The sequence below is a fragment of the Qipengyuania polymorpha genome (assembly GCF_019711435.1).
In the GTDB taxonomy this organism is placed as follows: Bacteria; Pseudomonadota; Alphaproteobacteria; order Sphingomonadales; family Sphingomonadaceae; genus Qipengyuania; species Qipengyuania polymorpha.
Genome location: NZ_JAIGNK010000001.1, coordinates 637,560 through 655,988, shown reverse-complemented (window position 1 = coordinate 655,988; position 18,429 = coordinate 637,560). Strand labels below are relative to the sequence as shown.

Here is an 18,429-nt window from a genome sequence, read left to right as displayed (position 1 = left end):
AAATCCCGATGGCCAATATCCCTGACGACCGCGACAACGACCGCTACGGCTCCTCGAAGCGGGACGAGCGCCTAGGCTCCGAAGAGCAGGATACCCGCGGGAGCCGCAATGCCTTCCAGGACCACGATCTGATCGGCGATGCGACTGCCGAGATCAAGGAAATGGCCAAGGGTGGTCTCGATCACCCGTCGACCAAGCCGGTCCTGACCGGCGCCGCAGTCGGCGTGGTGGGCGCAGCTATACTCCCCGTCATCACCTGGCCGGTGGGCCTCGTCGCCGGGGCCGGCTTCATGCTCTACAAGCGCATACGCCCCTGATCCTCGCACCCGACACATTACGGATAGAAAATGCGCTGCCCTTTTTGCGCCCATGACGACAGCCAGGTGAAGGATTCCCGGCCGACCGAGGATTCCACCTCCATCCGCCGCCGTCGCCAATGCTCCAAATGCGGGGCGCGCTTCACCACGTTCGAACGCGTGCAATTGCGTGAAGTGACGGTCGTCAAGTCTGGCGATCGCCGCCAGCCCTTCGACCGCAGCAAGCTCGAACAATCGATCTCGCTCGCCTGCCGCAAGCGCGATGTCGCGCAGGAGCAAATCGACCAGCTCGTCAGCGGCATCCAGCGCCAGGTCGAAACCGCAGGCGAGGCGGAGATCCCCTCGCAGCGCATCGGCGAACTGGTCATGGATGGCCTGCGCCAACTGGACAGCGTCGCCTACATCCGCTTCGCCTCGGTCTACCGCGACTTCAGCGAAGCGCGCGATTTCGAGGAGTTTGCCAGCACGGTTCAGGAAGCGGCGGCCGAGCGTGGCTGACAGCCGCAAACCCGTCATCGTCCTCGTCCGGCCGCAACTGGGCGAGAATATCGGCAAGGCCGCGCGCGCCATGCTCAATTTCGGGCTGGTCGAACTGCGCATGGTCACTCCGCGCGATGGCTGGCCCAATCCCGATGCGGGTCCCGCCGCTGCAGGGGCGGACATCGTCTTGGAAAAAGCGCAGGTCTTCGACAGCACCGCAGAGGCGGTCGCCGATTGCGCCCATGTCTACGCCACCACGGTGCGCAAGCGCGGCGTGACCAAACCGGTCGTCACGCCCGAGCAGGCCAGCGCGGAAATGGCCAGGGCGGAAGGGCGCAGCGCTATTCTTTTTGGCCCCGAACGCTCGGGACTGGAGACTGAGGACGTCGCGCTCGCCCGCGCCATCCTGACCGTGCCCATCAATCCCGAATTCGGCTCGTTGAACCTCGCGCAAGCGGTCATCCTGTGCGCCTATGAGTGGTCGAAGCACGAGAGCCTCGTGCAGCCGACGCAGGAAGAGCTGCTTCCGCCTGCCCCTCAGGAAGAACTCGAGGGCCTCATCAATCACCTCGAAGGTATGCTTGAGCCGAAGGGCTATTTCCTGCCCGAGCCGCGCGCTGATGCCACCCGCCGGACCTTGCGCGGTGTGCTCACCAAGCCGGGCTGGAATCACCTCGAAGTTCGCACGCTGCGCGGGGTGCTGTCATCGCTTCAGCGGAGCCCCAAGGGTCGTTCGTAGAATACTCATCGACCGTTCATCCCCCCGCGCCTAGCAGGGCGGGCCACGAATTCTCCCGAAAAACCCGAGGAATTTCCATGCGTTTTGCCCTGCCCGCCCTTGCCCTTGCCGCCCTCGCCGTTCCGGCCCTCGCGACCGAGCCGCAGGATAAGGAAAGCGACAAGAAGGCTGAAGCGCAGCCCGAGGCAGCACCGGCCAAGGAAGAGAAAATCTGCCGCCGCATCCGCACCGACATTTCCAGCCGACGCAAGGAAAAGGTCTGCATGACGCGCGAGGAATGGGTCGACTTCAACAACGGGAACTGAGCCCGCGATTTCGCGCTCAGGCGCGGATGCTGTCCCACTCCTCAAGCTCGTAAGCTATCGAGGTTTCGACCAGAAGGTCCCAGATTTGCGCGATTTTCTCATGCGGAAGGTCGCGCTTTCTGGCATCTGTCACCGCATTGTCGATGACCTCGGCTTTTCGCGCTTCGTCCCGCACCACATTGCGGTCGGTCTTGATACGGGCGGCTGCGCGCATGTAGCCGAAGCGGCGGTCGAGCAGTTCCATCAATTCGCGGTCGGTCGCGTCCACGCCAAGGCGCACCTCGCGCATGGTTTCGCACTCTTCGGGCAGCTTGAAATCGTCCTTCATGGCAGCGGCGAATGGCGCGTTGAATGCCGCTTGTCGAGGACAAACCAAAGCCACTCTCGACTTGTCCGCAATCCCTCGGCATGGGAGGGCCATGGCGAGCAATCCGAACACCTACAAGAACCAGCCTGACGAGCGCGGACACTTCGGCGATTACGGCGGGCGCTATGTTGCCGAAACGCTGATGCCGCTGGTCCTCGACCTCGAGCGCGAATACCGCGCGGCGCAGGCGGATCCCGCATTCCACGCTGAATTCGACGACCTGCTCGAACATTATGTGGGCCGCCCCTCCCCGCTCTATTTCGCAGAGCGGCTGACCGAGGCGCTCGGCGGCGCGCAGGTCTGGTTCAAGCGCGACGAATTGAACCACACGGGCGCACACAAGATCAACAATTGCATCGGGCAGATCCTGCTCGCCATGCGCATGGGCAAGACGCGCATCATCGCGGAAACCGGTGCGGGCCAGCACGGCGTCGCCACCGCCACCGTCTGTGCGCGCTTCGGCCTGCCCTGCGTCATCTACATGGGCGCAGAGGACGTGCGGCGGCAATCACCCAACGTCTTCCGCATGAAGCTGCTGGGCGCGGAAGTCGTGCCGGTCACCAGCGGACGCGGTACGCTGAAGGACGCTATGAACGAGGGGCTGCGCGACTGGGTCGCGAATGTCCACGACACCTTCTACATCATCGGCACCGCCGCCGGTCCGCATCCCTATCCCGAGCTCGTCCGCGACTTCCAAAGCGTGATCGGCAAGGAAGCGCGCGCGCAGATGCAGGACCGCATCGGCCGCCTGCCCGATCTGCTGGTGGCAGCTATCGGCGGCGGCTCGAACGCGCTTGGCCTGTTCCACCCCTTCCTCGACGACCCGGACGTGAAGATGCTTGGTGTCGAGGCGGCAGGCCACGGCCTCGATGGCGACGAACACGCAGCATCCCTGCTCGGCGGATTTCCCGGCGTGCTGCACGGCAACAAGACCTATCTGCTGCAGGACGAGGACGGCCAGATCACCGAAGGCCACTCGATCAGTGCAGGTCTGGACTATCCCGGCATCGGTCCCGAGCACGCCTGGCTGAAAGACACGGGCCGCGTCGAATACACCGCAATCACAGACGAGGAGGCACTGGAGGCCTTCCAGCTCCTCTGCCGCACCGAGGGCATTATCCCTGCGCTTGAGCCGAGCCACGCGATCGCAGCCGTGGCGAAGCGCGCAAAGGAGATGCCGAAGGACAGCGTGATCCTCGCGAACCTGTGCGGACGCGGGGACAAGGACATCTTCACCGTCGCCGAGCGGCTGGGAGTGGAGATGTGAAATTACCCTTTCTCGGAGCTCTCGCTTTCGGTGTCTTTCTGGCCGCAATCGCTACTGCAATCGGGCATGCGTTATTACCAATGATCTTTGATCACCCAATCACCGACACAAGGCTCGACTTCTGGATCCGTTTCGCAAGCATTAGTGTGGCAATTACCCTCGTAGTTTGGCAGCCGTGGAAGAAAGCATGACCCGCCTCTCCAACGCCTTCTCCAAACCCCACCCCGCGCTTGTCTGCCTCGTTACCGCAGGCGATGGCGACACGGCAGCCAATCTAGATGCACTAGTCGAGGGCGGCGCGGATGTGATCGAACTGGGCATGCCCTTCACCGATCCCATGGCTGGCAGCACGGTGCCTTGCCTTTCAGAGGGCCAATTCGCCGAGCGGCTGGGAGTGGAGATGTGAAGGGACCACTAGCGAAAACACGGATCTTCGTGCTTTCCGGTATCTGGGCATTAATTTGGACAGGAGTTTTGAGCTACAATATCTATGAATACCACTACACTGGCCAGCTGACTTGCACCGCGGACTTCGGCCAAAACTCCTTTACCTGCATATCCGAAAACGGCTGGCCCCGCCCAGATTGGACATTCTATTTTTTGATCATGGCTATTCCTCCAGTTATTGCCGTCGTTGCGCTGAGAATTCTCCGTCGTGAGGAAGTCCAAGGATGACCCGACTCTCCAACGCCTTTTCCAAGCCCCACCCCGCGCTCGTCTGCTTCATCACCGCAGGCGATGGCGACACTGCCGCCAATCTCGACGCGCTGGTCGAGGGCGGCGCGGATGTGATCGAGCTGGGGATGCCCTTCACCGATCCCATGGCCGACGGTCCCGCCATCCAGAATGCGAACCTGCGCTCGCTAGGTGCGGGGACGACGACTGCCGATGTGCTGCGCATCGCGCGCAAGTTTCGCGAGCGCCACCCGAACGTGCCGCTGGTGCTGATGGGCTATGCCAACCCGATGATCCGGCACGGGCCGGAATGGTTTGCCTCGGCTGCGAAGGAAGCGGGAGTCGACGGCGTGATCTGCGTCGACATTCCGCCCGAGGAAGACGATGCGCTCGGCCCCGACCTGCGCGCAGCGGGCATCGCGCCCATCCGCCTCGCGACGCCGACCACCGATGCGAAGCGCCTGCCGCAGGTGCTCGAAGGGTCGGACGGGTTTCTCTATTATGTCTCGGTGGCGGGTATCACCGGCAAGCAGCAGGCCGCACAGACCTCTATCGAAGACGCGGTCGCAAAGCTGAAAGCCGCCACCGACCTGCCCATTGCGGTCGGCTTCGGCGTGCGTACGCCCGAGCAGGCGGGTGCGATTGCCAAGGTCGCGGACGGTGTGGTCGTAGGCTCCGCGCTCGTCGAACTTGTCGGCGAACACGGCTCTGACGCTCCGGAAAAACTGCGCAAATTGACTGCAAGTCTTGCCAAGGCGGTGCATTCGGCGGCAAAGGGCCCCCGGAAAGAAGACATGGCATGAACTGGTTTACACGCGTCCGTAACAATATCAGCTGGCTGCCCAAGCGCACCACCGACAAGGATCTGTGGGTCAAGTGCCCCGGCTGCCAGCAAATGGTCTTCGGGCAGGAATATGCCGAGAACAAGGACGTCTGCCCCCGCTGCGACCACCATGGCCGTATCGGTGCTGACAAGCGGCTCGCGCTGCTGCTCGACGAGGGCTTCCGCACCCTGCCGGTGCCCGAAGTCAGCGAAGACCCGCTCAAGTTCCGCGATTCGAAGAAATACACCGACCGCCTCAAGCAGGCGCGCGCCAAGAGCCCGCACAAGGATGCTTTCCTCGTCGGTGAAGGCGCGATCGAGGGCAAGCCCGCCGTCGTCGGCGTACAGGATTTCACCTTCATGGGCGGCAGCATGGGCATGGCGGTGGGTACCGCCTTCTGCCAGGGCGCCGAGCGCGCGCTTACGCTGCGTGCGCCCTATATCGTCGTGACCGCAGCAGGCGGTGCACGCATGCAGGAAGGCATCCTCAGCCTGATGCAGATGCCCAAGGCGACCGTGATGACGCGCCGCCTGAAAGAGGCCGGCCTGCCCTATATCGTCGTGCTGACCGACCCGACCACGGGCGGCGTCACCGCAAGCTATGCCATGCTGGGCGATGTCCATATCGCAGAGCCGGGCGCGCTCATCGGCTTTGCTGGCCAGCGCGTGATCCAAGACACCATCCGCGAGCAGCTGCCCGACGGCTTCCAGCGCGCCGAGTACCTGCACAAGCACGGCATGGTCGACATGGTGGTGCATCGCCACGATTTGCGCGACACGCTGGCGACCATCATCGACTATCTCGCGCCTGCCGAAGCTGCGTAAGGTGGAGCAGTGTCTCCCCCTTTGGGGGAGGTGGGCCGCCAAAAGGCGGCTCGGAGGGGGCTGGACCAGCGCTCTCCTCGCCCCATCCGTCAGCGCTTCGCGCTGCCACCTCCCCCAGCGGGGGAGGCTCCTCAAATGAAAGACTTCGCCCGCTCGGATAATACTGCCGTGCAGGCTCAGCTCGACCGGCTGGCCAAACTCAGTGTGCCCGACGGGCGGCTGGGACTGGAGACCATCCTTGCCCTGCTGGAACGCCTCGGCAATCCGCATCGCAAGCTGCCGCCGACCTTCCATGTTGCCGGGACCAACGGCAAGGGCTCGACCTGCGCCTTCCTGCGCGCGATGCTGGAAGCGGATGGCTACAAGGTACACGTCACCACCAGCCCCCACCTCGTGCGCTACAACGAGCGTATCCGCGTGGCGGGCGAGCTCATTTCCGACGAACGTCTCGCTGAATTGCTGGCCGAGGTTTTAGATGCGGGCGAGGACTTGGGCCCGAGTTTCTTCGAAGTCACCATCGCCGCCGCCTTTGCCGAATTCGCCCGTGTCCCCGCCGATGCCTGCGTGGTTGAGGTCGGCCTCGGTGGACGCTTCGATGCCACCAATGTGCTCGAACCGGAAGTGCTGGCAGCCTGCGGCATCGCGGCGCTGGGCATTGACCACGAACGGTTTCTCTTAGCGCCGGAGGAAGGCGTGCCGACCGAACCGCTGGCCCGCATCGCGTTCGAGAAGGCGGGGATTGCGAAGCAGGGCGTGCCGTTGGTCACGGTGCGCGGCAACAACGCGCCACAGGCACAACAGGTGATCAAAGCGATTGCCGAGCGCGAAGGCGCGCCGTTGCACGAGGTCCATTCCTTCGAGAACGGCAACATTTACATCGACGATTACCACTATCCCGAACCCGGCATCCGTGGTCCGCACCAGCACCGCAATGCGGCTCTCGCCAACGGGATGCTGCGGCTCCAGGACAGGATCCCTGTCAGCGGCGATGCGATCAAGAGAGGCATCGGTTCGGCGTTCTGGCCGGCAAGGATGCAATTGCTCGGGCCCGGACCGCTTACCGCTTTGGCCGGGCGGCAGGACATCTGGCTCGATGGCGGACACAACCCGAGCGCCGGAGCCGCTATAGCCAAGGCGATCGATGGCCCATTGCACCTTGTTCTCGGCATGCTCGAGAACAAGGACCCGCGTTCCCTGCTGGATCCACTCGAAGGCCGCATTCGCTCGCTCACCGTGCTACCGGTACCCGGTCACGAGGCCCATCCTGTCGAGGCATTTGGAAGCGATGCGCGAGGAGCCGCGAATATCGAAGAGGCGTTGTTCGCGATTCCCGCAGACGACTACCCCATCCTCATCGCAGGCTCGCTCTATCTCGCGGGCGAGGTCCTGCGCCTAAACGACGAATTGCCGGTTTAGGCGCCCGTCGCCACCTCATGCGTGGCATCGGGCGTCACCACCCCGCTGCGCCTCCCCGCGGTCTTTTCGCGGATCCACTCGAGGATGCACAGCACCACGGCAATGAAACCGATGAAGGTCGTCAGGATGAAGACATCGTAATAACCCTGGTTCTCGATCATCTCGCCCAGCGCGCCACGGCCAAGCGTAGCCACCAGCAAGGTCAGCGAAGCGAGCAGCGCATATTGCACGGCGCTATAGCCCTTCGAAACGATCGAGCTGAGCCATGCGATATAGGCGGCCCCCGCAATACCGATGGCAAGGTTTTCGAACATGATCGTGAAGGTCAGGCGTGGCAGCCCTTCGGAACCGAATGGTGCCATCCACTGGATCAGCGCGGTAAAGCCGATCAAATCGCTCCCTGCCTGCATGGTCGCGCCACCGATGGCGAGATCGGCATAAAGAAGGTTGGTCAGAGCAGCGAGTAACGCCCCCAGCGTCAGCGTCGCCATCCGGCCGATGACGGTAAGCATGTAGCCCCCGAGCGCCAGCCCGGCGACAATCGCGCCCACGCCGAAGAACTTGGATGCAAAGGCCACCTCGTCATTCGTGTAGTTGAGCTCGCCGAGATAGAACGGGTAGGCGAATACCCCCCAAATGGCGTCGCAAATGCGATAAGTCAGAACCAAAGCGAGGATCAGCACCAGCGACCAGCCCATACGGCCGACGAACTCGACCAGCGGGAGGACCAGCGCCCGGTAAAGCTGGTCGAGGATCAGCCCGTCACGTTTGCCCGCCACACGGCCTTCGGTAATGACATATTTGCCGTCCTTCTTCAGCTTGACGAGGTAAGCCGCGATGAAGGCGGGGATGACGATCGTGGCGATGATGATCAGCGGCCCGTAGGTGGCTGTGAATTCGGTCGGGTTGGGGCGGTCTTCGGGAAGCGCCGTCATCGAGCGGACCATGAACACCAGCACGGTTCCGATTGCCCAGGCCCACAGGATGCCGACAGCGGCGAGTGCAAGGTTGCGCTGCTTGGGCGCGATTTCGCCGACCTCGTACAGTTCCGCAGTCTTGGCTGCATGCTCCGACGTCGCGGTCGCAGCATCGACATCAGCGTCGGGCGCGAACAGACCCGCGATGCCAATGGCCAGCATGATGCCGCCCATGATGAGATAGGTCTCGGGCCAGCCGATACGAGCAGCGATAATCAGGCCGAGCGCTCCCCCCACGAGAGCGGCCAGCCGGAAGCCCATCTGCGTGACGGTCGACAGGATATCGAGCGTCGCTTCCTCGTCCGCGACGTCGATACGCCATGCGTTGATGACGATGTCCTGCGTCGCCGAGGCGAAGGCACCGATGCCCGCAAGCAGGCTGAACCAGCCAAGCTGCGAACGCGGCTCGAGGAACGCCATGGTCAATAGGATAATACCCAGCAGCAGTTGCATCGGTGCAATCCACTGCTTGCGCTTGCCGAGCCGCCTCAGGCCAGGAATATCGAGGCGATCGACCAGCGGCGACCAGAGAAACTGGAACGCGTAGGCGAGTCCGATAAGCGAAAACACACCCATCGTTTCGAGGTCGACTTCGGCCTCGCTCAGCCATGCATAGAGCGTTCCGAGGAACAGGGAGAAAGGCAGTCCGCTGGCGAAACCGAACAAGGCCATGAACCCGGTCTTGCGGTTCGATAGGGCCAATCTGAGAGCGCGCGTGGCGGATATTTTCTCTTTTTTCTGTTCTGCAACCGCTTCGGCCATGCCCTAGCGTCCTTCCGTTTTCGTATATTTTTTGCGACACTAGCGCCAAGAGAGAGAAAGGAACAGGCGCGATGGGAGTTCCGACTTCATTGCTCGACGGACGGCGGCCTACGGACGGCATGCTGAAGCTGGCGCGCGATATCGCCGCGGAAAAGAAGCACGAGGGGCTGAAGCAGTCCAGCGTGCCCGCGCATGTCTACACCGACCCCGATTACTGGGCGCGCGAGAAGAGCGCCATCTACGACCGGCTGCCGCAAATCCTTTGTCCCAGCGCCTTGCTTCCCGAGGCCGGAATGGCCGTGCCGCATGATGCGACCGGGCGACCACTGCTCATCACGCGCGATGCAGAGGGCAAAGCGCATGTCTTCCTCAACGTCTGCCGCCATCGCGGCACGCGGCTGGTCGAGGGCAATGAGGTGGCCTGCACGAAGAAGCTCGTCTGCCCTTATCATGCCTGGACCTATGCGGTGGACGGGCGGCTGCTCGCCCTGCCCCGCCCCGATACTTTCCCGGATCTCGACAAGGGCGCGATGGGGCTGGTCGAATTGCCCTCGAAGGAAACCGGCGGGATGATCTGGTTCTGCCCGCAGGAAAACACCGCCGACTTCACCCTCGCCGAGAAACTGGGCGAGGATTTCGATGCGCTGGGCGTGGCCGACCATGTCCTCTTCCGCCGCAAGACGCACGAGGTTGCGGGCAACTGGAAGCTCATCATGGATGCCTTCCTCGAAAGCTACCATGTCACGCGGCTTCATGCGCAGACCATAGGTCCTTTCTTCAAGGATGGCGTCACCAGCGGCGATATGATCGGTCCGCATTCGCGCAGCGCCGTGGGTCGGCTCGAAGAACTCGAGGGCGTCGACCTCACTGACATGGCGCAGATGCGCAAGGTCATCACATTCGCCTACCAGCTGATGCCCGGCGCGCTGGTCATCCCCAGCCCCGATTATATCAACCTCATGGTGATGATGCCGCAGGCGCACGACCGCACGCTGGTCGAAGACTTTATGCTCATCCCCGAGCACCCGAGCACCGACAAGGCGCGCGACCATTGGGAACGCAGTTGGGCGCTGCTCGACGGCGGCGTGTTCGCGAGCGAGGATTTTCGCGCGGCGGAGCTTGGCCAGCAGGGTCTGTCCTCTGGCGCGGTGCCGCACCTGACGCTTGGCACGATGGAGGGCGGTATCCGCCGCTATCACGAGACGGTCGAGGAAGCCTTGCGCGCCGCCAACTGAGCGCCTAACCGCGCATCCATGTCCGACAACAGACTCCCCGAAGCCGGCGACCGTATCGCCAAGCTGCTCGCGCGCGCGGGTGTGGCCAGCCGCCGCGAAGTAGAGCGCATGATCGAAGCCGGGCGCGTGTCGCTCAACGGCAAGGTGCTCGACACGCCTGCGGTGAAGCTCGAAAGCCTGCGCGGCGTCACCGTCGACGGCAAGCCCGTCGGCGAGGCGGAAGAGACGCGGCTGTTCGCTTTCCACAAGCCCTCCGGCCTGCTGACGGCGGAGCGTGACCCCAAGGGCCGCCCGACCATCTATGCCGCGCTGCGCAACGCCCTGCCCAAGGACGCAGGCCGCGTGATGCCGGTGGGCCGTCTCGACTTCAACACCGAGGGCCTGCTGCTGCTCACCAATGATGGCGAGATGAAGCGCGCGATGGAGCTCCCCTCCACCGGCGTGCCGCGCACCTACCGCGCGCGCGCCTTCGGCGACATCACTCAGGACCAGCTCGATAGCCTCATCGAAGGCATCGAAATCGACGGCATCCGTTACGGGCAAATCGAGGCCAACCTCGAGCGCGGTTCGGGTCGCAACCGCTGGATTGAAATGACCCTGCGCGAAGGCAAGAACCGCGAAGTGCGCCGTGTGCTCGAACATCTCGGGCTCGAAGTGAACCGGCTGCTGCGTATCGGCTATGGCCCGTTCCATCTCGGCGATCTGCCGCGCGGGCAGGCAGTCGAGCTGAAGCGCGGCGACGTGCAGGCATTCAAGCGTGAACTTGGACGCGGGGGCCGCCAGTGAGGATTATTGCAGGCGAATGGCGCGGGCGAAAGCTGGTCGCGCCCAAAGGCGATTTCACGCGTCCCACCGCCGACCGCACGCGCGAGACGCTCTTCAGCATGCTCGCCAGCCGCCTCGGAAGTTTCGAGGGGTTGTCGGTGCTCGACCTTTTCGCAGGCTCGGGCGCGCTGGGGCTCGAAGCCCTCTCGCGCGGTGCGGGCCATTGCCTCTTCGTCGAACAAGAGGCCGAAGCGGTGAAAGCCATCCGCGCCAATATCGACACTTTCGACGCACGCACCCGGACACAGGTGCAACAAGGCTCGGTCATGAGCCTCGGCCCGGCCAAGGCGCCGCACGACCTCATCCTCCTCGACCCGCCCTATGATACCGGAGCCGGACAGGTGGCGCTCGACCGCATGGCGCGGCTCGGCTGGATTGGTCCGGCCACCTGGATTGCGCTGGAAACGCGCAAGGACGAAGATATCGCAGTAAAGGCGCTCGACATCGAGGCGGAGCGCAAGGTCGGCAAGGCCAAGCTCACGATCCTGCGCCTGAAAGACTGACCTGCGCATAGCAAAGGGGCGAGCCCACCATGGTGGACCCGCCCCCTCCAAGCGTCGCCGCCAGGCTAGCTAGCGGTGCTGGACGTTCGGATTATTCTTCGTCGTCGCCGTCATCGTCATCCGACTTGGACATGCTGTCGAACTCTTCCTGTGTTGCCGGAAGCGGACCTTCGATCTCGCTTGCCGGGCGTCCCGGCCAGTACTCAAGCGGGCGGTTGCCCGTCTTGTTCTTTTCCCAGCTGTTGATGCAGCCATCCTGCTGGTCGGGCGTGCAAACCGGGAGTTCTTCCCCCGAAGCGGCAGCATTATAGCCGGCAGGCGTCGTCTGCGTCACTTCGCTGCGCACGAAACGCGGTGCAGGCGAGGTCGTGGTGGCTGCCGTGGTGCGGGCCGTCGTGCCGGTGGTGCTCGCGTTGTTCTCGCCGCTCATCTGGGCGTTGATCTGCTGCCACGCCATGGCGCGCTGTTCGGGCGTCATTTCGTAGATGCGCACGCGCTGCGGATCGGTCAGCACCCACCAGCCTTCGGTCTGGGCCGGTTCGAGCGTCCAGTAATATTCCTGCACGCCATAGGGCCACGCGTCATAAATGACGCGGCGTTCTTCGGGCCAGCTGTCGTAGATCACCACCTGGTCTTCACCCAGCTGGTAGACGGTCACTTCGTCTTCCATGTGGTCATCTGCGGCAGCAGGCACGGCGGTGAGGGCCAGCGCGGCAGCGCCGGCAAGAATCATGTTCTTCATTGTTATCTCTCCTGAGAGTGTCATTGGCGATATTACTCTTGGAACAGTGGGATAGTTCCGGCAAGCCATCTTCCGGGGGTTGTGTTGCGGCTTGGCGTTCCCTAGCTGTTCCGAAGAAATGTCCGACCTTCCTGCCCCTGCCCAATCGCCCGAAAACGGCGAAATTCCGCCCTATGCGGCGATGCTCAACGCCCCGCAGCGCGAGGCCGTGCTGACGACCGAGGGGCCGGTGCTGATGCTGGCGGGTGCAGGCACGGGCAAGACCGCCGCGCTTACCGCACGACTCGCACATCTCATCGCAATGCGGAAAGCATGGCCGAGCGAAATCCTCTGCGTGACCTTCACCAACAAGGCCGCGCGCGAGATGCGCCAGCGCGTCGGAAGGCACATTGGCGATGCGGTGGAAGGCATGCCGTGGCTCGGCACATTTCATTCCATCGGGGCAAAGATGCTGCGCCGTCATGCCGAATTGGTCGGGCTGCAGAGCAATTACACAATCATCGACACCGACGACCAGCTGCGGCTGCTGAAACAGCTCATCCAGGACAACGACCTCGACGAGAAGCGCTGGCCCGCGCGGCAGCTGGCCGGTCTCATCGACCGCTGGAAGAACCGCGGGCTCAATCCGGGCGACCTCGATGCGGTCGAGAACGAAGCCTATGCCAATGGCCGTGGCGCGCAGTTCTACAAGCTTTACCAGAACCGGCTGAAAGCGCTGAACGCCTGCGATTTTGGCGATTTGCTGCTGCACATGCTCAACATCTTCCGCCAGCACCACGATGTGCTTGAGCAGTACCAGCAGCGCTTCAAATACATCCTCGTCGACGAATACCAGGACACCAACCAGGTCCAGTATCTGTGGCTCAGGCTCCTCGCACAGGCGCGCAAGAACATCTGCGTGGTGGGTGATGACGACCAGTCCATCTATTCATGGCGCGGCGCAGAAGTTGCCAATATCCTGCGGTTCGAAAAGGATTTTCCCGGCGCGGCGGTGGTCAAGCTGGAGCAGAATTATCGCTCGACCCCGCAAATCCTCGCAGCCGCCTCTGGCCTAATCAACGCGAATAGCGAGCGGCTCGGAAAGACGCTGTGGACCGAACTTCCGGCGGGCGAGAAGGTGCGCATCGTCGGCGTGTGGGATGCGCCCGAAGAAGCGCGCCGTGTGGGCGAGGCCATCGAACGCCTCGTAAGCGAAGGCGCGCCCTTGGACGAGGTCGCCATCCTCGTCCGCGCGCAATACCAGACGCGAGAGTTCGAGGACCGCTTCATCCAGATTGGCCTCAACTACCGCATCGTCGGTGGTTTCCGATTCTACGAGCGCGCCGAAATCCGCGATGCCCTCGCCTATCTGCGCACCATCGCCCAGCCTGCCGACGACCTCGCCTTCGAGCGTATCTATAACCAGCCCAAGCGCGGGCTCGGAGCGAAGACGCTGGAGGCCATGCGCCGCCATGCGCGCAAAACGCAGCAGCCGCTCGCCGCCGCGTCACTCGACCTTGCCGACAGTGACGAACTGCCCGCCCGCGCGCGCAACACGCTGGGCGGCCTGCTGGTGCAATTTGCGCATTGGCGTGAATTGGCCGAGCAGGTGACGCCCTCCGAATTGCTCCGTACGGTCATCACCGAGAGCGGCTATGAGGAAATGCTCAACAAGGACCGCAGCGCCGAGAGCGCGGGTCGTCTCGAAAACCTCACCGAACTCGCGCGCGCGATGGAGGAATACGAGACGCTGACCGACTTCCTCGAGCATGTCAGCCTCGTGATGGACAACGACCGCGCAGACGATGGCGAGAAGGTCACCATCATGACCATGCACGCGGCCAAGGGACTGGAATTCGACCATGTCTTCCTGCCCGGCTGGGAGGAAGGCGTCTTTCCCAGCCAGCGTGCCATCGACGAAGGCGGGCTCGCCAGCCTCGAGGAGGAACGCCGCCTCGCCTATGTCGCGATTACGCGGGCGAAGCGTCGCTGCACCATCTTCCACGCCGCAAATCGCCGCATTTACGGCCAGTGGACCAGCTCCATTCCCAGCCGTTTCATCGAGGAATTGCCCGAGGAGCATATCGAGAGCGAGACCACGATGAGCGGCGGCGCATCGCTTTGGCGCGCGAACTGGACCGAGACCGAAGACCCCTTCGCCCATGTCTCGAGCGCCCGCCCCGACCGCAGCACCGCGCGCGGTCCCGGATGGCAGCGCGCGCTTTCATCAGGCTACGACACTTCGCCCAAGCGTATCCCCGAAAGCGGCAGGAGCGCAGCCAGCTTCGCTGCCAAGCCGCGCACCGATGTCGCCATCGGAGCGCGCGTCTTCCACGAGAAATTCGGCTACGGCTTCGTGACCGACCAGGAAGGCAACAAGCTCGAAATCGAGTTCGAGAAGGCAGGCACCAAGCGCGTGCTCGACAGCTTCGTCAAGCTCGCGCCCGAATAGCCCTCAGGTCGCCGAAACGTCGAGGAAGCCGGGCTTCGGCCCGTTCCATTCGCCAGCCGGAACCGGCGCATCGTCCTGCTCATGGCGGCGCGACTTGCGCTGCGGCTTGTCCTCGCGCGGGGCCTCGTCCTTGGCTTCCGCCTTCTTGCGGCTGCGCTTGGGCTTGTCCTGCGCCTTGTCGTCGCTGTCCTGCTTGGCAGGCTTCGACTTCTTCTCTTCCTTGGGCGCCTCGACCAGTTCGACGCGGACATCTTTCTTGCCGAAGACCGGAATTTCGTTCTTGGTCAGCTTCTCGACGTTCTGGATGGCTTCGGCATCCTCCCTCGAGACGAAGGTGAAAGCGCGGCCCTTTGCCCCTGCCCGACCGGTGCGGCCGATGCGGTGGACATAGTCGTCCGGATGCCATGGCGTGTCGAAGTTGAAGACGTGGCTCACGCCCTTGATGTCGAGCCCGCGCGCGGCAACGTCGGAAGCGACGAGGATATTGACCTCGCCATTCTTGAACCGGTCGAGTTCCTTCAACCGGTTCGACTGGTCCATGTCGCCATGGATTTCACTGCTGGCGAAGCCATGGCGCTGCAGGCTCTTGTTGAGCTCGCGCACGGTGGTCTTGCGGTTGGCGAAGATGATGGCGGTTTCGACATGGTCGTTGCGCAGCAGCCAGCGCAAAGTCTCGCGCTTCTGGCGGGTTTCGACCGGAATCTTGAACGCGGTAATGTCCTTGTTCGTGGTCGCCGCGCGGCTGACTTCGATGCGCTTCGGGTTTTCGAGGAACTTCTTGGCCAGCTTCTCGATCGGCGGCGGCATTGTCGCCGAGAACAGCATCGTCTGGCGCTGCTCGGGAAGCTTGGAACAGATGAATTCGATATCGGGGATGAACCCCATGTCGAGCATGCGGTCGGCTTCGTCGATAACCAGCAGTTCGCAGCCGTTGAGCAGGATCTTCCCACGCTCGAACAAGTCCATCAGGCGGCCCGGCGTCGCGATGAGGACATCGACGCCCTCGTTCAGCGCCTTGACCTGGTCGCCCATCTGCACGCCGCCGATGAGGAGGACGAGCGAGAGATCGTGGTTCTTGCCGTATTTCTCGAAATTCTCGGCGACCTGAGCGGCGAGTTCGCGCGTCGGGGCAAGGATGAGGCTGCGCGGCATCAGCGCGCGGCGGCGGCCGCTGGCGAGGATGTCGATCATCGGCAGCACGAAGCTGGCGGTCTTGCCCGTACCCGTCTGGGCGATGCCGATGATGTCCTTCATCATCAGGACCGGCGGGATGGCCTGCGCCTGGATGGGAGTCGGCTCGGTGTAGCCGGCCTCTTCGACGGCTTTCAAAAGCTTTTCGGACAGGCCGAGATCGGCAAAACTCATGCGGCTTACAATTGCCCCCAATGGGATAGGATAACTTCAGGAAACAGGAAAAAGGCCGCTGAGACGCGGCCCTTACCGTGCGCGCCTCTCGCCAATCGGGGCGCAAAAGTCAAGGAAAACGGCTCTACTCGACCCTTTCGACCACCAGCTGTGTGAAGCTTGCCACCTGGCATTTCGCGCCCGAGCGGCTCATCAACCGGTCGCGGCGGACGCACAGCTTCCCGTCATCGCTGCGTTCCATGTAGAAACCACGGTAGAAATCGCGCGGGCTGCAGCCCTTCTCCAGCTTGGCAGCCAGCGTGCGCCGGTCGCGCATGAACATCACCAGCCTGTCGCCCCGGTCGGCCACCCCGCCGATGTCGGCGCTTTCGATGCAATTACCTGCGGGCCGCTCGACGATGCGCTGACGTACCGGCGCAGGCGCAGCCTCGGCAGTAAGGTTCTGTCGTGCGGGCGCGGGCGAAATACGCAGGATCACGCGGCGCTGGATGCGCACCTGCTCGCCATTCGCGGGCGCCACGCCGTCGAACAGCGGCGACCATGCCGGTGCATCCTGCGACAGCGGGAGCGGCGAAAGGCTGCGGTCACGTTCGCGCGCCTGCTCGGCCACCGGCACGATGTCCTCTGCCCCGGCAGGCTGCGCGCCGGGCAATGCCAGCGGTAACAGCAGCGCAAGCGGCGCAAAGAGGAACGGCAGGCTGGGCATTATCGAATGCGGATATCGCTCCTCTGGCCGCGCGGGAAATCGCATGCGGGCGTGAAGATGCCGCTATGCCCCCCGACAATTGAATATCGGCTTAATTGAATGCGCTGCGATGGCAAGTGGTAGCTTTTCAGTGTCCCCGTGTGGCATGGCGGCAGCGATGAATACGAATGATGCTTTCCTCGAAGATGCCGCCACGCTGCTCGGCCCGCGCGGTTTCACCCGCGATGCCGAGTTACTCGAACCGTGGCTGACCGACTGGCGCGGGCGGTTTACCGGCAAAGCGCTGGGTCTCGCCTCGCCCTCCTCGACCGACGAGGTGGCCGCGTTCGTGAAGCTGTGCGCGCGTTACGCGGTCCCGATTGTACCGCAGGGCGGGAACAGCGGTATGTCCGGCGGAGCCACGCCCGACGCATCGGGTGAAGCCGTGCTTTTGTCGCTTCGCCGCATGGACGCTGTGCGCGAAATGGATGCTGACGCCATGCAGGTCACCTGCGAGGCCGGGTTCATCCTGCAGAACCTGCACGAGCTGGCGGAAAAACACCGCTTGCGCTTTCCCCTGACACTTGGCGGAAAGGGCTCGGCGACGATTGGCGGACTTATCTCCACCAATGCCGGCGGCACACAGGTCCTCCGCCACGGCACGATGCGCGCGCAGGTGCTCGGGCTGGAGGCAGTGATGGCCGACGGCAGCGTGCTCGACACGCTCACCCCGCTCAAGAAAGACAATCGCGGGTTCGACCTCAAGCAGTTGCTCATCGGCTCCGAAGGCACACTCGGCATCGTGACAGCCGCGACCCTGCGGCTGCTCCCCGAAATCGGCGGCAGGCGGGTGGTCTGGGCAGGCCTCCCCTCGCTCCAGCACGCGCGAAAGTTGCTGCTGCATTGCGAGACGCAGGCGGGCGATGCGCTGGAAGGCTTCGAGGCCGTTCCCGCTCACAGCCTCGCCGCGGTTCTCGACCACATGCCAGATGCACGCGCTCCGCTGGACGGCGAGCACGCGTGGCACGCCCTCATCGAACTGGTGGCGGCTACCGGCGCGACCGACGCCTTGCAGGAACTGACCGAAACACTGCTCGGCGAGGCGCTCGAGGCTGACCTGCTGGAGGACGCCGTTATCGCAGCGAACGAAACCCAGTCCGAGGCCTTCTGGCTGCTGCGCGACTCCATTGCCCCGGCGGAGCGCGCCATCGGGCCCGCCATGCAGCACGACATCTCGGTGCCCGTGGCGAAGATGGCGGATTTCGTCGAAGCCATCTCACCCGAGGTCGAACAGCAGTTCCCGGGCACGAAGGCCGTTGCATTCGGACACCTCGGCGACGGCAACGTGCACTTCCATGTCCTTGCCCCCGCCGGTGCGACACGTGGCGAATGGGAACGGAGCGAGGGAAAAACCATCAGCGCCTATGTCCACGACAAGGTGACCGAATGGGGCGGCTCCATCAGCGCCGAACACGGCATCGGACAGATCAAGCGAGACGAGCTCGGGCGGTTGGGTGACCCCACCTCGCTGGCTGTCATGCGAGCCGTAAAACAGGCGCTTGATCCTAAAGACCTGCTTAACCCGGGCAAGCTAGTGCCGCTTGCGGATTCGCACGCAACCCCGTAAGGGGCGCAACTTCCGGCGCGTGATGCCCTTTCAGGGCATGGTTCGCCTCATTCCATTACTAGA

The 18,429-nt window shown here is 63.5% G+C and carries 18 protein-coding genes and 1 pseudogene; 14 read left to right on the top strand and 5 right to left on the bottom strand.

The features are described 5' to 3' along the window. Positions 1 to 8: 8 nt before the first annotated feature. The 4 genes from K3152_RS14115 (at position 9) to K3152_RS03245 (ending at position 1,841) form a co-directional block, all read left to right on the top strand. Positions 9 to 317, top strand: a complete 309-nt coding sequence (locus tag K3152_RS14115; protein WP_247713236.1) for a hypothetical protein — start codon at positions 9 to 11, stop codon at positions 315 to 317. Positions 318 to 347: 30 nt separating this feature from the next. Continuing rightward, positions 348 to 815, top strand: coding sequence for a transcriptional regulator NrdR (nrdR, locus tag K3152_RS03255; protein WP_221572579.1), 468 nt, complete (start codon positions 348 to 350; stop codon positions 813 to 815). Beyond that, positions 808 to 1,536: an RNA methyltransferase gene (locus tag K3152_RS03250; RefSeq protein WP_221572578.1), complete on the top strand. Its 729-nt coding sequence runs from the start codon at positions 808 to 810 to the stop codon at positions 1,534 to 1,536. Before nrdR ends, K3152_RS03250 begins: the two co-directional genes overlap by 8 nt. 77 nt (positions 1,537 to 1,613) lie before the next feature. After that, positions 1,614 to 1,841 carry a hypothetical protein gene (locus tag K3152_RS03245; RefSeq protein ID WP_040963668.1) on the top strand — a complete coding sequence of 76 codons (228 nt, stop codon included), beginning with the start codon at positions 1,614 to 1,616 and terminating at the stop codon, positions 1,839 to 1,841. A gap of 16 nt (positions 1,842 to 1,857) precedes the next feature. On the opposite strand, the gene K3152_RS03240 is transcribed toward K3152_RS03245, so the two are convergent. Continuing rightward, complete coding sequence (locus K3152_RS03240; protein WP_221572577.1) at positions 1,858 to 2,169, bottom strand: chorismate mutase; 312 nt, start codon at positions 2,167 to 2,169, stop codon at positions 1,858 to 1,860. A gap of 91 nt (positions 2,170 to 2,260) precedes the next feature. On the opposite strand from K3152_RS03240, the gene trpB reads away from it, so the two are divergent. The 5 genes and pseudogenes from trpB (at position 2,261) to K3152_RS03215 (ending at position 7,214) form a co-directional block, all read left to right on the top strand. Next, complete coding sequence (trpB, locus tag K3152_RS03235; protein WP_221572576.1) at positions 2,261 to 3,475, top strand: tryptophan synthase subunit beta; 1,215 nt, start codon at positions 2,261 to 2,263, stop codon at positions 3,473 to 3,475. Between the two features lie 187 nt (positions 3,476 to 3,662). Then, positions 3,663 to 3,818, top strand: a pseudogene (locus K3152_RS03230) (tryptophan synthase subunit alpha); the annotation flags it as partial. 328 nt (positions 3,819 to 4,146) lie between these two features. Then, the gene (gene trpA, locus K3152_RS03225; RefSeq protein WP_221572575.1) at positions 4,147 to 4,953 is read left to right on the top strand and encodes a tryptophan synthase subunit alpha; all 807 of its coding nucleotides are present in this window, start codon (positions 4,147 to 4,149) and stop codon (positions 4,951 to 4,953) included. Beyond that, on the top strand, positions 4,950 to 5,798 hold the full coding sequence (accD, locus tag K3152_RS03220) for an acetyl-CoA carboxylase, carboxyltransferase subunit beta (RefSeq protein ID WP_221572574.1): 849 nt from the start codon (positions 4,950 to 4,952) through the stop codon (positions 5,796 to 5,798). The genes trpA and accD overlap by 4 nt, the downstream gene beginning before the upstream one ends. A 135-nt stretch (positions 5,799 to 5,933) precedes the next feature. After that, entirely contained in the window at positions 5,934 to 7,214 is a 1,281-nt protein-coding gene (locus tag K3152_RS03215; RefSeq protein ID WP_221572573.1) for a bifunctional folylpolyglutamate synthase/dihydrofolate synthase, read from the top strand. Here K3152_RS03215 and K3152_RS03210 read toward each other — a convergent pair. Next, positions 7,211 to 8,953 (bottom strand): AmpG family muropeptide MFS transporter, encoded by a 1,743-nt coding sequence (locus K3152_RS03210; protein ID WP_221572572.1) that lies wholly within the window; start codon positions 8,951 to 8,953, stop codon positions 7,211 to 7,213. The genes K3152_RS03215 and K3152_RS03210 overlap by 4 nt on opposite strands. Before the next feature lie 71 nt (positions 8,954 to 9,024). Between K3152_RS03210 and K3152_RS03205 the strand changes: the two genes are divergently transcribed. From K3152_RS03205 to rsmD, 3 genes are read left to right on the top strand one after another with little or no spacing between them, the layout of a single operon-like run. Continuing rightward, complete coding sequence (locus tag K3152_RS03205) at positions 9,025 to 10,188, top strand: aromatic ring-hydroxylating oxygenase subunit alpha (RefSeq protein WP_221572571.1); 1,164 nt, start codon at positions 9,025 to 9,027, stop codon at positions 10,186 to 10,188. Positions 10,189 to 10,206: 18 nt separating this feature from the next. After that, the gene (locus K3152_RS03200; RefSeq protein ID WP_221572570.1) at positions 10,207 to 10,974 is read left to right on the top strand and encodes a pseudouridine synthase; all 768 of its coding nucleotides are present in this window, start codon (positions 10,207 to 10,209) and stop codon (positions 10,972 to 10,974) included. Next, positions 10,971 to 11,516, top strand: a complete 546-nt coding sequence (gene rsmD, locus K3152_RS03195; RefSeq protein WP_221572569.1) for a 16S rRNA (guanine(966)-N(2))-methyltransferase RsmD — start codon at positions 10,971 to 10,973, stop codon at positions 11,514 to 11,516. The genes K3152_RS03200 and rsmD overlap by 4 nt, the downstream gene beginning before the upstream one ends. Before the next feature lie 91 nt (positions 11,517 to 11,607). Here rsmD and K3152_RS03190 read toward each other — a convergent pair whose 3' ends face one another. Then, the gene (locus K3152_RS03190) at positions 11,608 to 12,258 is read right to left on the bottom strand and encodes a hypothetical protein (protein WP_221572568.1); all 651 of its coding nucleotides are present in this window, start codon (positions 12,256 to 12,258) and stop codon (positions 11,608 to 11,610) included. 118 nt (positions 12,259 to 12,376) lie between these two features. On the opposite strand from K3152_RS03190, the gene K3152_RS03185 reads away from it, so the two are divergent. After that, positions 12,377 to 14,689, top strand: coding sequence for an ATP-dependent helicase (locus tag K3152_RS03185; protein WP_221572567.1), 2,313 nt, complete (start codon positions 12,377 to 12,379; stop codon positions 14,687 to 14,689). A gap of 3 nt (positions 14,690 to 14,692) precedes the next feature. On the opposite strand, the gene K3152_RS03180 is transcribed toward K3152_RS03185, so the two are convergent. Then, complete coding sequence (locus tag K3152_RS03180; protein WP_221572566.1) at positions 14,693 to 16,054, bottom strand: DEAD/DEAH box helicase; 1,362 nt, start codon at positions 16,052 to 16,054, stop codon at positions 14,693 to 14,695. Positions 16,055 to 16,178: 124 nt separating this feature from the next. Next, a complete protein-coding gene (locus K3152_RS03175) occupies positions 16,179 to 16,760 on the bottom strand; it encodes a hypothetical protein (RefSeq protein ID WP_221572565.1) in 582 nt (193 codons plus the stop codon). A 157-nt stretch (positions 16,761 to 16,917) separates the two neighbouring features. Between K3152_RS03175 and K3152_RS03170 the strand changes: the two genes are divergently transcribed. Further along, positions 16,918 to 18,366: an FAD-binding oxidoreductase gene (locus K3152_RS03170; RefSeq protein ID WP_221572564.1), complete on the top strand. Its 1,449-nt coding sequence runs from the start codon at positions 16,918 to 16,920 to the stop codon at positions 18,364 to 18,366. Positions 18,367 to 18,429: the final 63 nt, after the last annotated feature.

Bases quoted from the DNA above. Each gene is read 5' to 3' on its own strand.
- K3152_RS14115 (WP_247713236.1), top strand. From the start codon at position 9: ATGGCCAATATCCCTGACGACCGCGACAACGACCGCTACGGCTCCTCG.
- nrdR (WP_221572579.1), top strand. From the start codon at position 348: ATGCGCTGCCCTTTTTGCGCCCATGACGACAGCCAGGTGAAGGATTCC.
- K3152_RS03245 (WP_040963668.1), top strand. From the start codon at position 1,614: ATGCGTTTTGCCCTGCCCGCCCTTGCCCTTGCCGCCCTCGCCGTTCCG.
- K3152_RS03240 (WP_221572577.1), bottom strand. From the start codon at position 2,169: ATGAAGGACGATTTCAAGCTGCCCGAAGAGTGCGAAACCATGCGCGAG.
- trpB (WP_221572576.1), top strand. From the start codon at position 2,261: ATGGCGAGCAATCCGAACACCTACAAGAACCAGCCTGACGAGCGCGGA.
- trpA (WP_221572575.1), top strand. From the start codon at position 4,147: ATGACCCGACTCTCCAACGCCTTTTCCAAGCCCCACCCCGCGCTCGTC.
- accD (WP_221572574.1), top strand. From the start codon at position 4,950: ATGAACTGGTTTACACGCGTCCGTAACAATATCAGCTGGCTGCCCAAG.
- K3152_RS03215 (WP_221572573.1), top strand. From the start codon at position 5,934: ATGAAAGACTTCGCCCGCTCGGATAATACTGCCGTGCAGGCTCAGCTC.
- K3152_RS03210 (WP_221572572.1), bottom strand. From the start codon at position 8,953: ATGGCCGAAGCGGTTGCAGAACAGAAAAAAGAGAAAATATCCGCCACG.
- K3152_RS03205 (WP_221572571.1), top strand. From the start codon at position 9,025: ATGGGAGTTCCGACTTCATTGCTCGACGGACGGCGGCCTACGGACGGC.
- K3152_RS03200 (WP_221572570.1), top strand. From the start codon at position 10,207: ATGTCCGACAACAGACTCCCCGAAGCCGGCGACCGTATCGCCAAGCTG.
- K3152_RS03190 (WP_221572568.1), bottom strand. From the start codon at position 12,258: ATGAAGAACATGATTCTTGCCGGCGCTGCCGCGCTGGCCCTCACCGCC.
- K3152_RS03185 (WP_221572567.1), top strand. From the start codon at position 12,377: ATGTCCGACCTTCCTGCCCCTGCCCAATCGCCCGAAAACGGCGAAATT.
- K3152_RS03180 (WP_221572566.1), bottom strand. From the start codon at position 16,054: ATGAGTTTTGCCGATCTCGGCCTGTCCGAAAAGCTTTTGAAAGCCGTC.
- K3152_RS03175 (WP_221572565.1), bottom strand. From the start codon at position 16,760: ATGCCCAGCCTGCCGTTCCTCTTTGCGCCGCTTGCGCTGCTGTTACCG.
- K3152_RS03170 (WP_221572564.1), top strand. From the start codon at position 16,918: ATGAATACGAATGATGCTTTCCTCGAAGATGCCGCCACGCTGCTCGGC.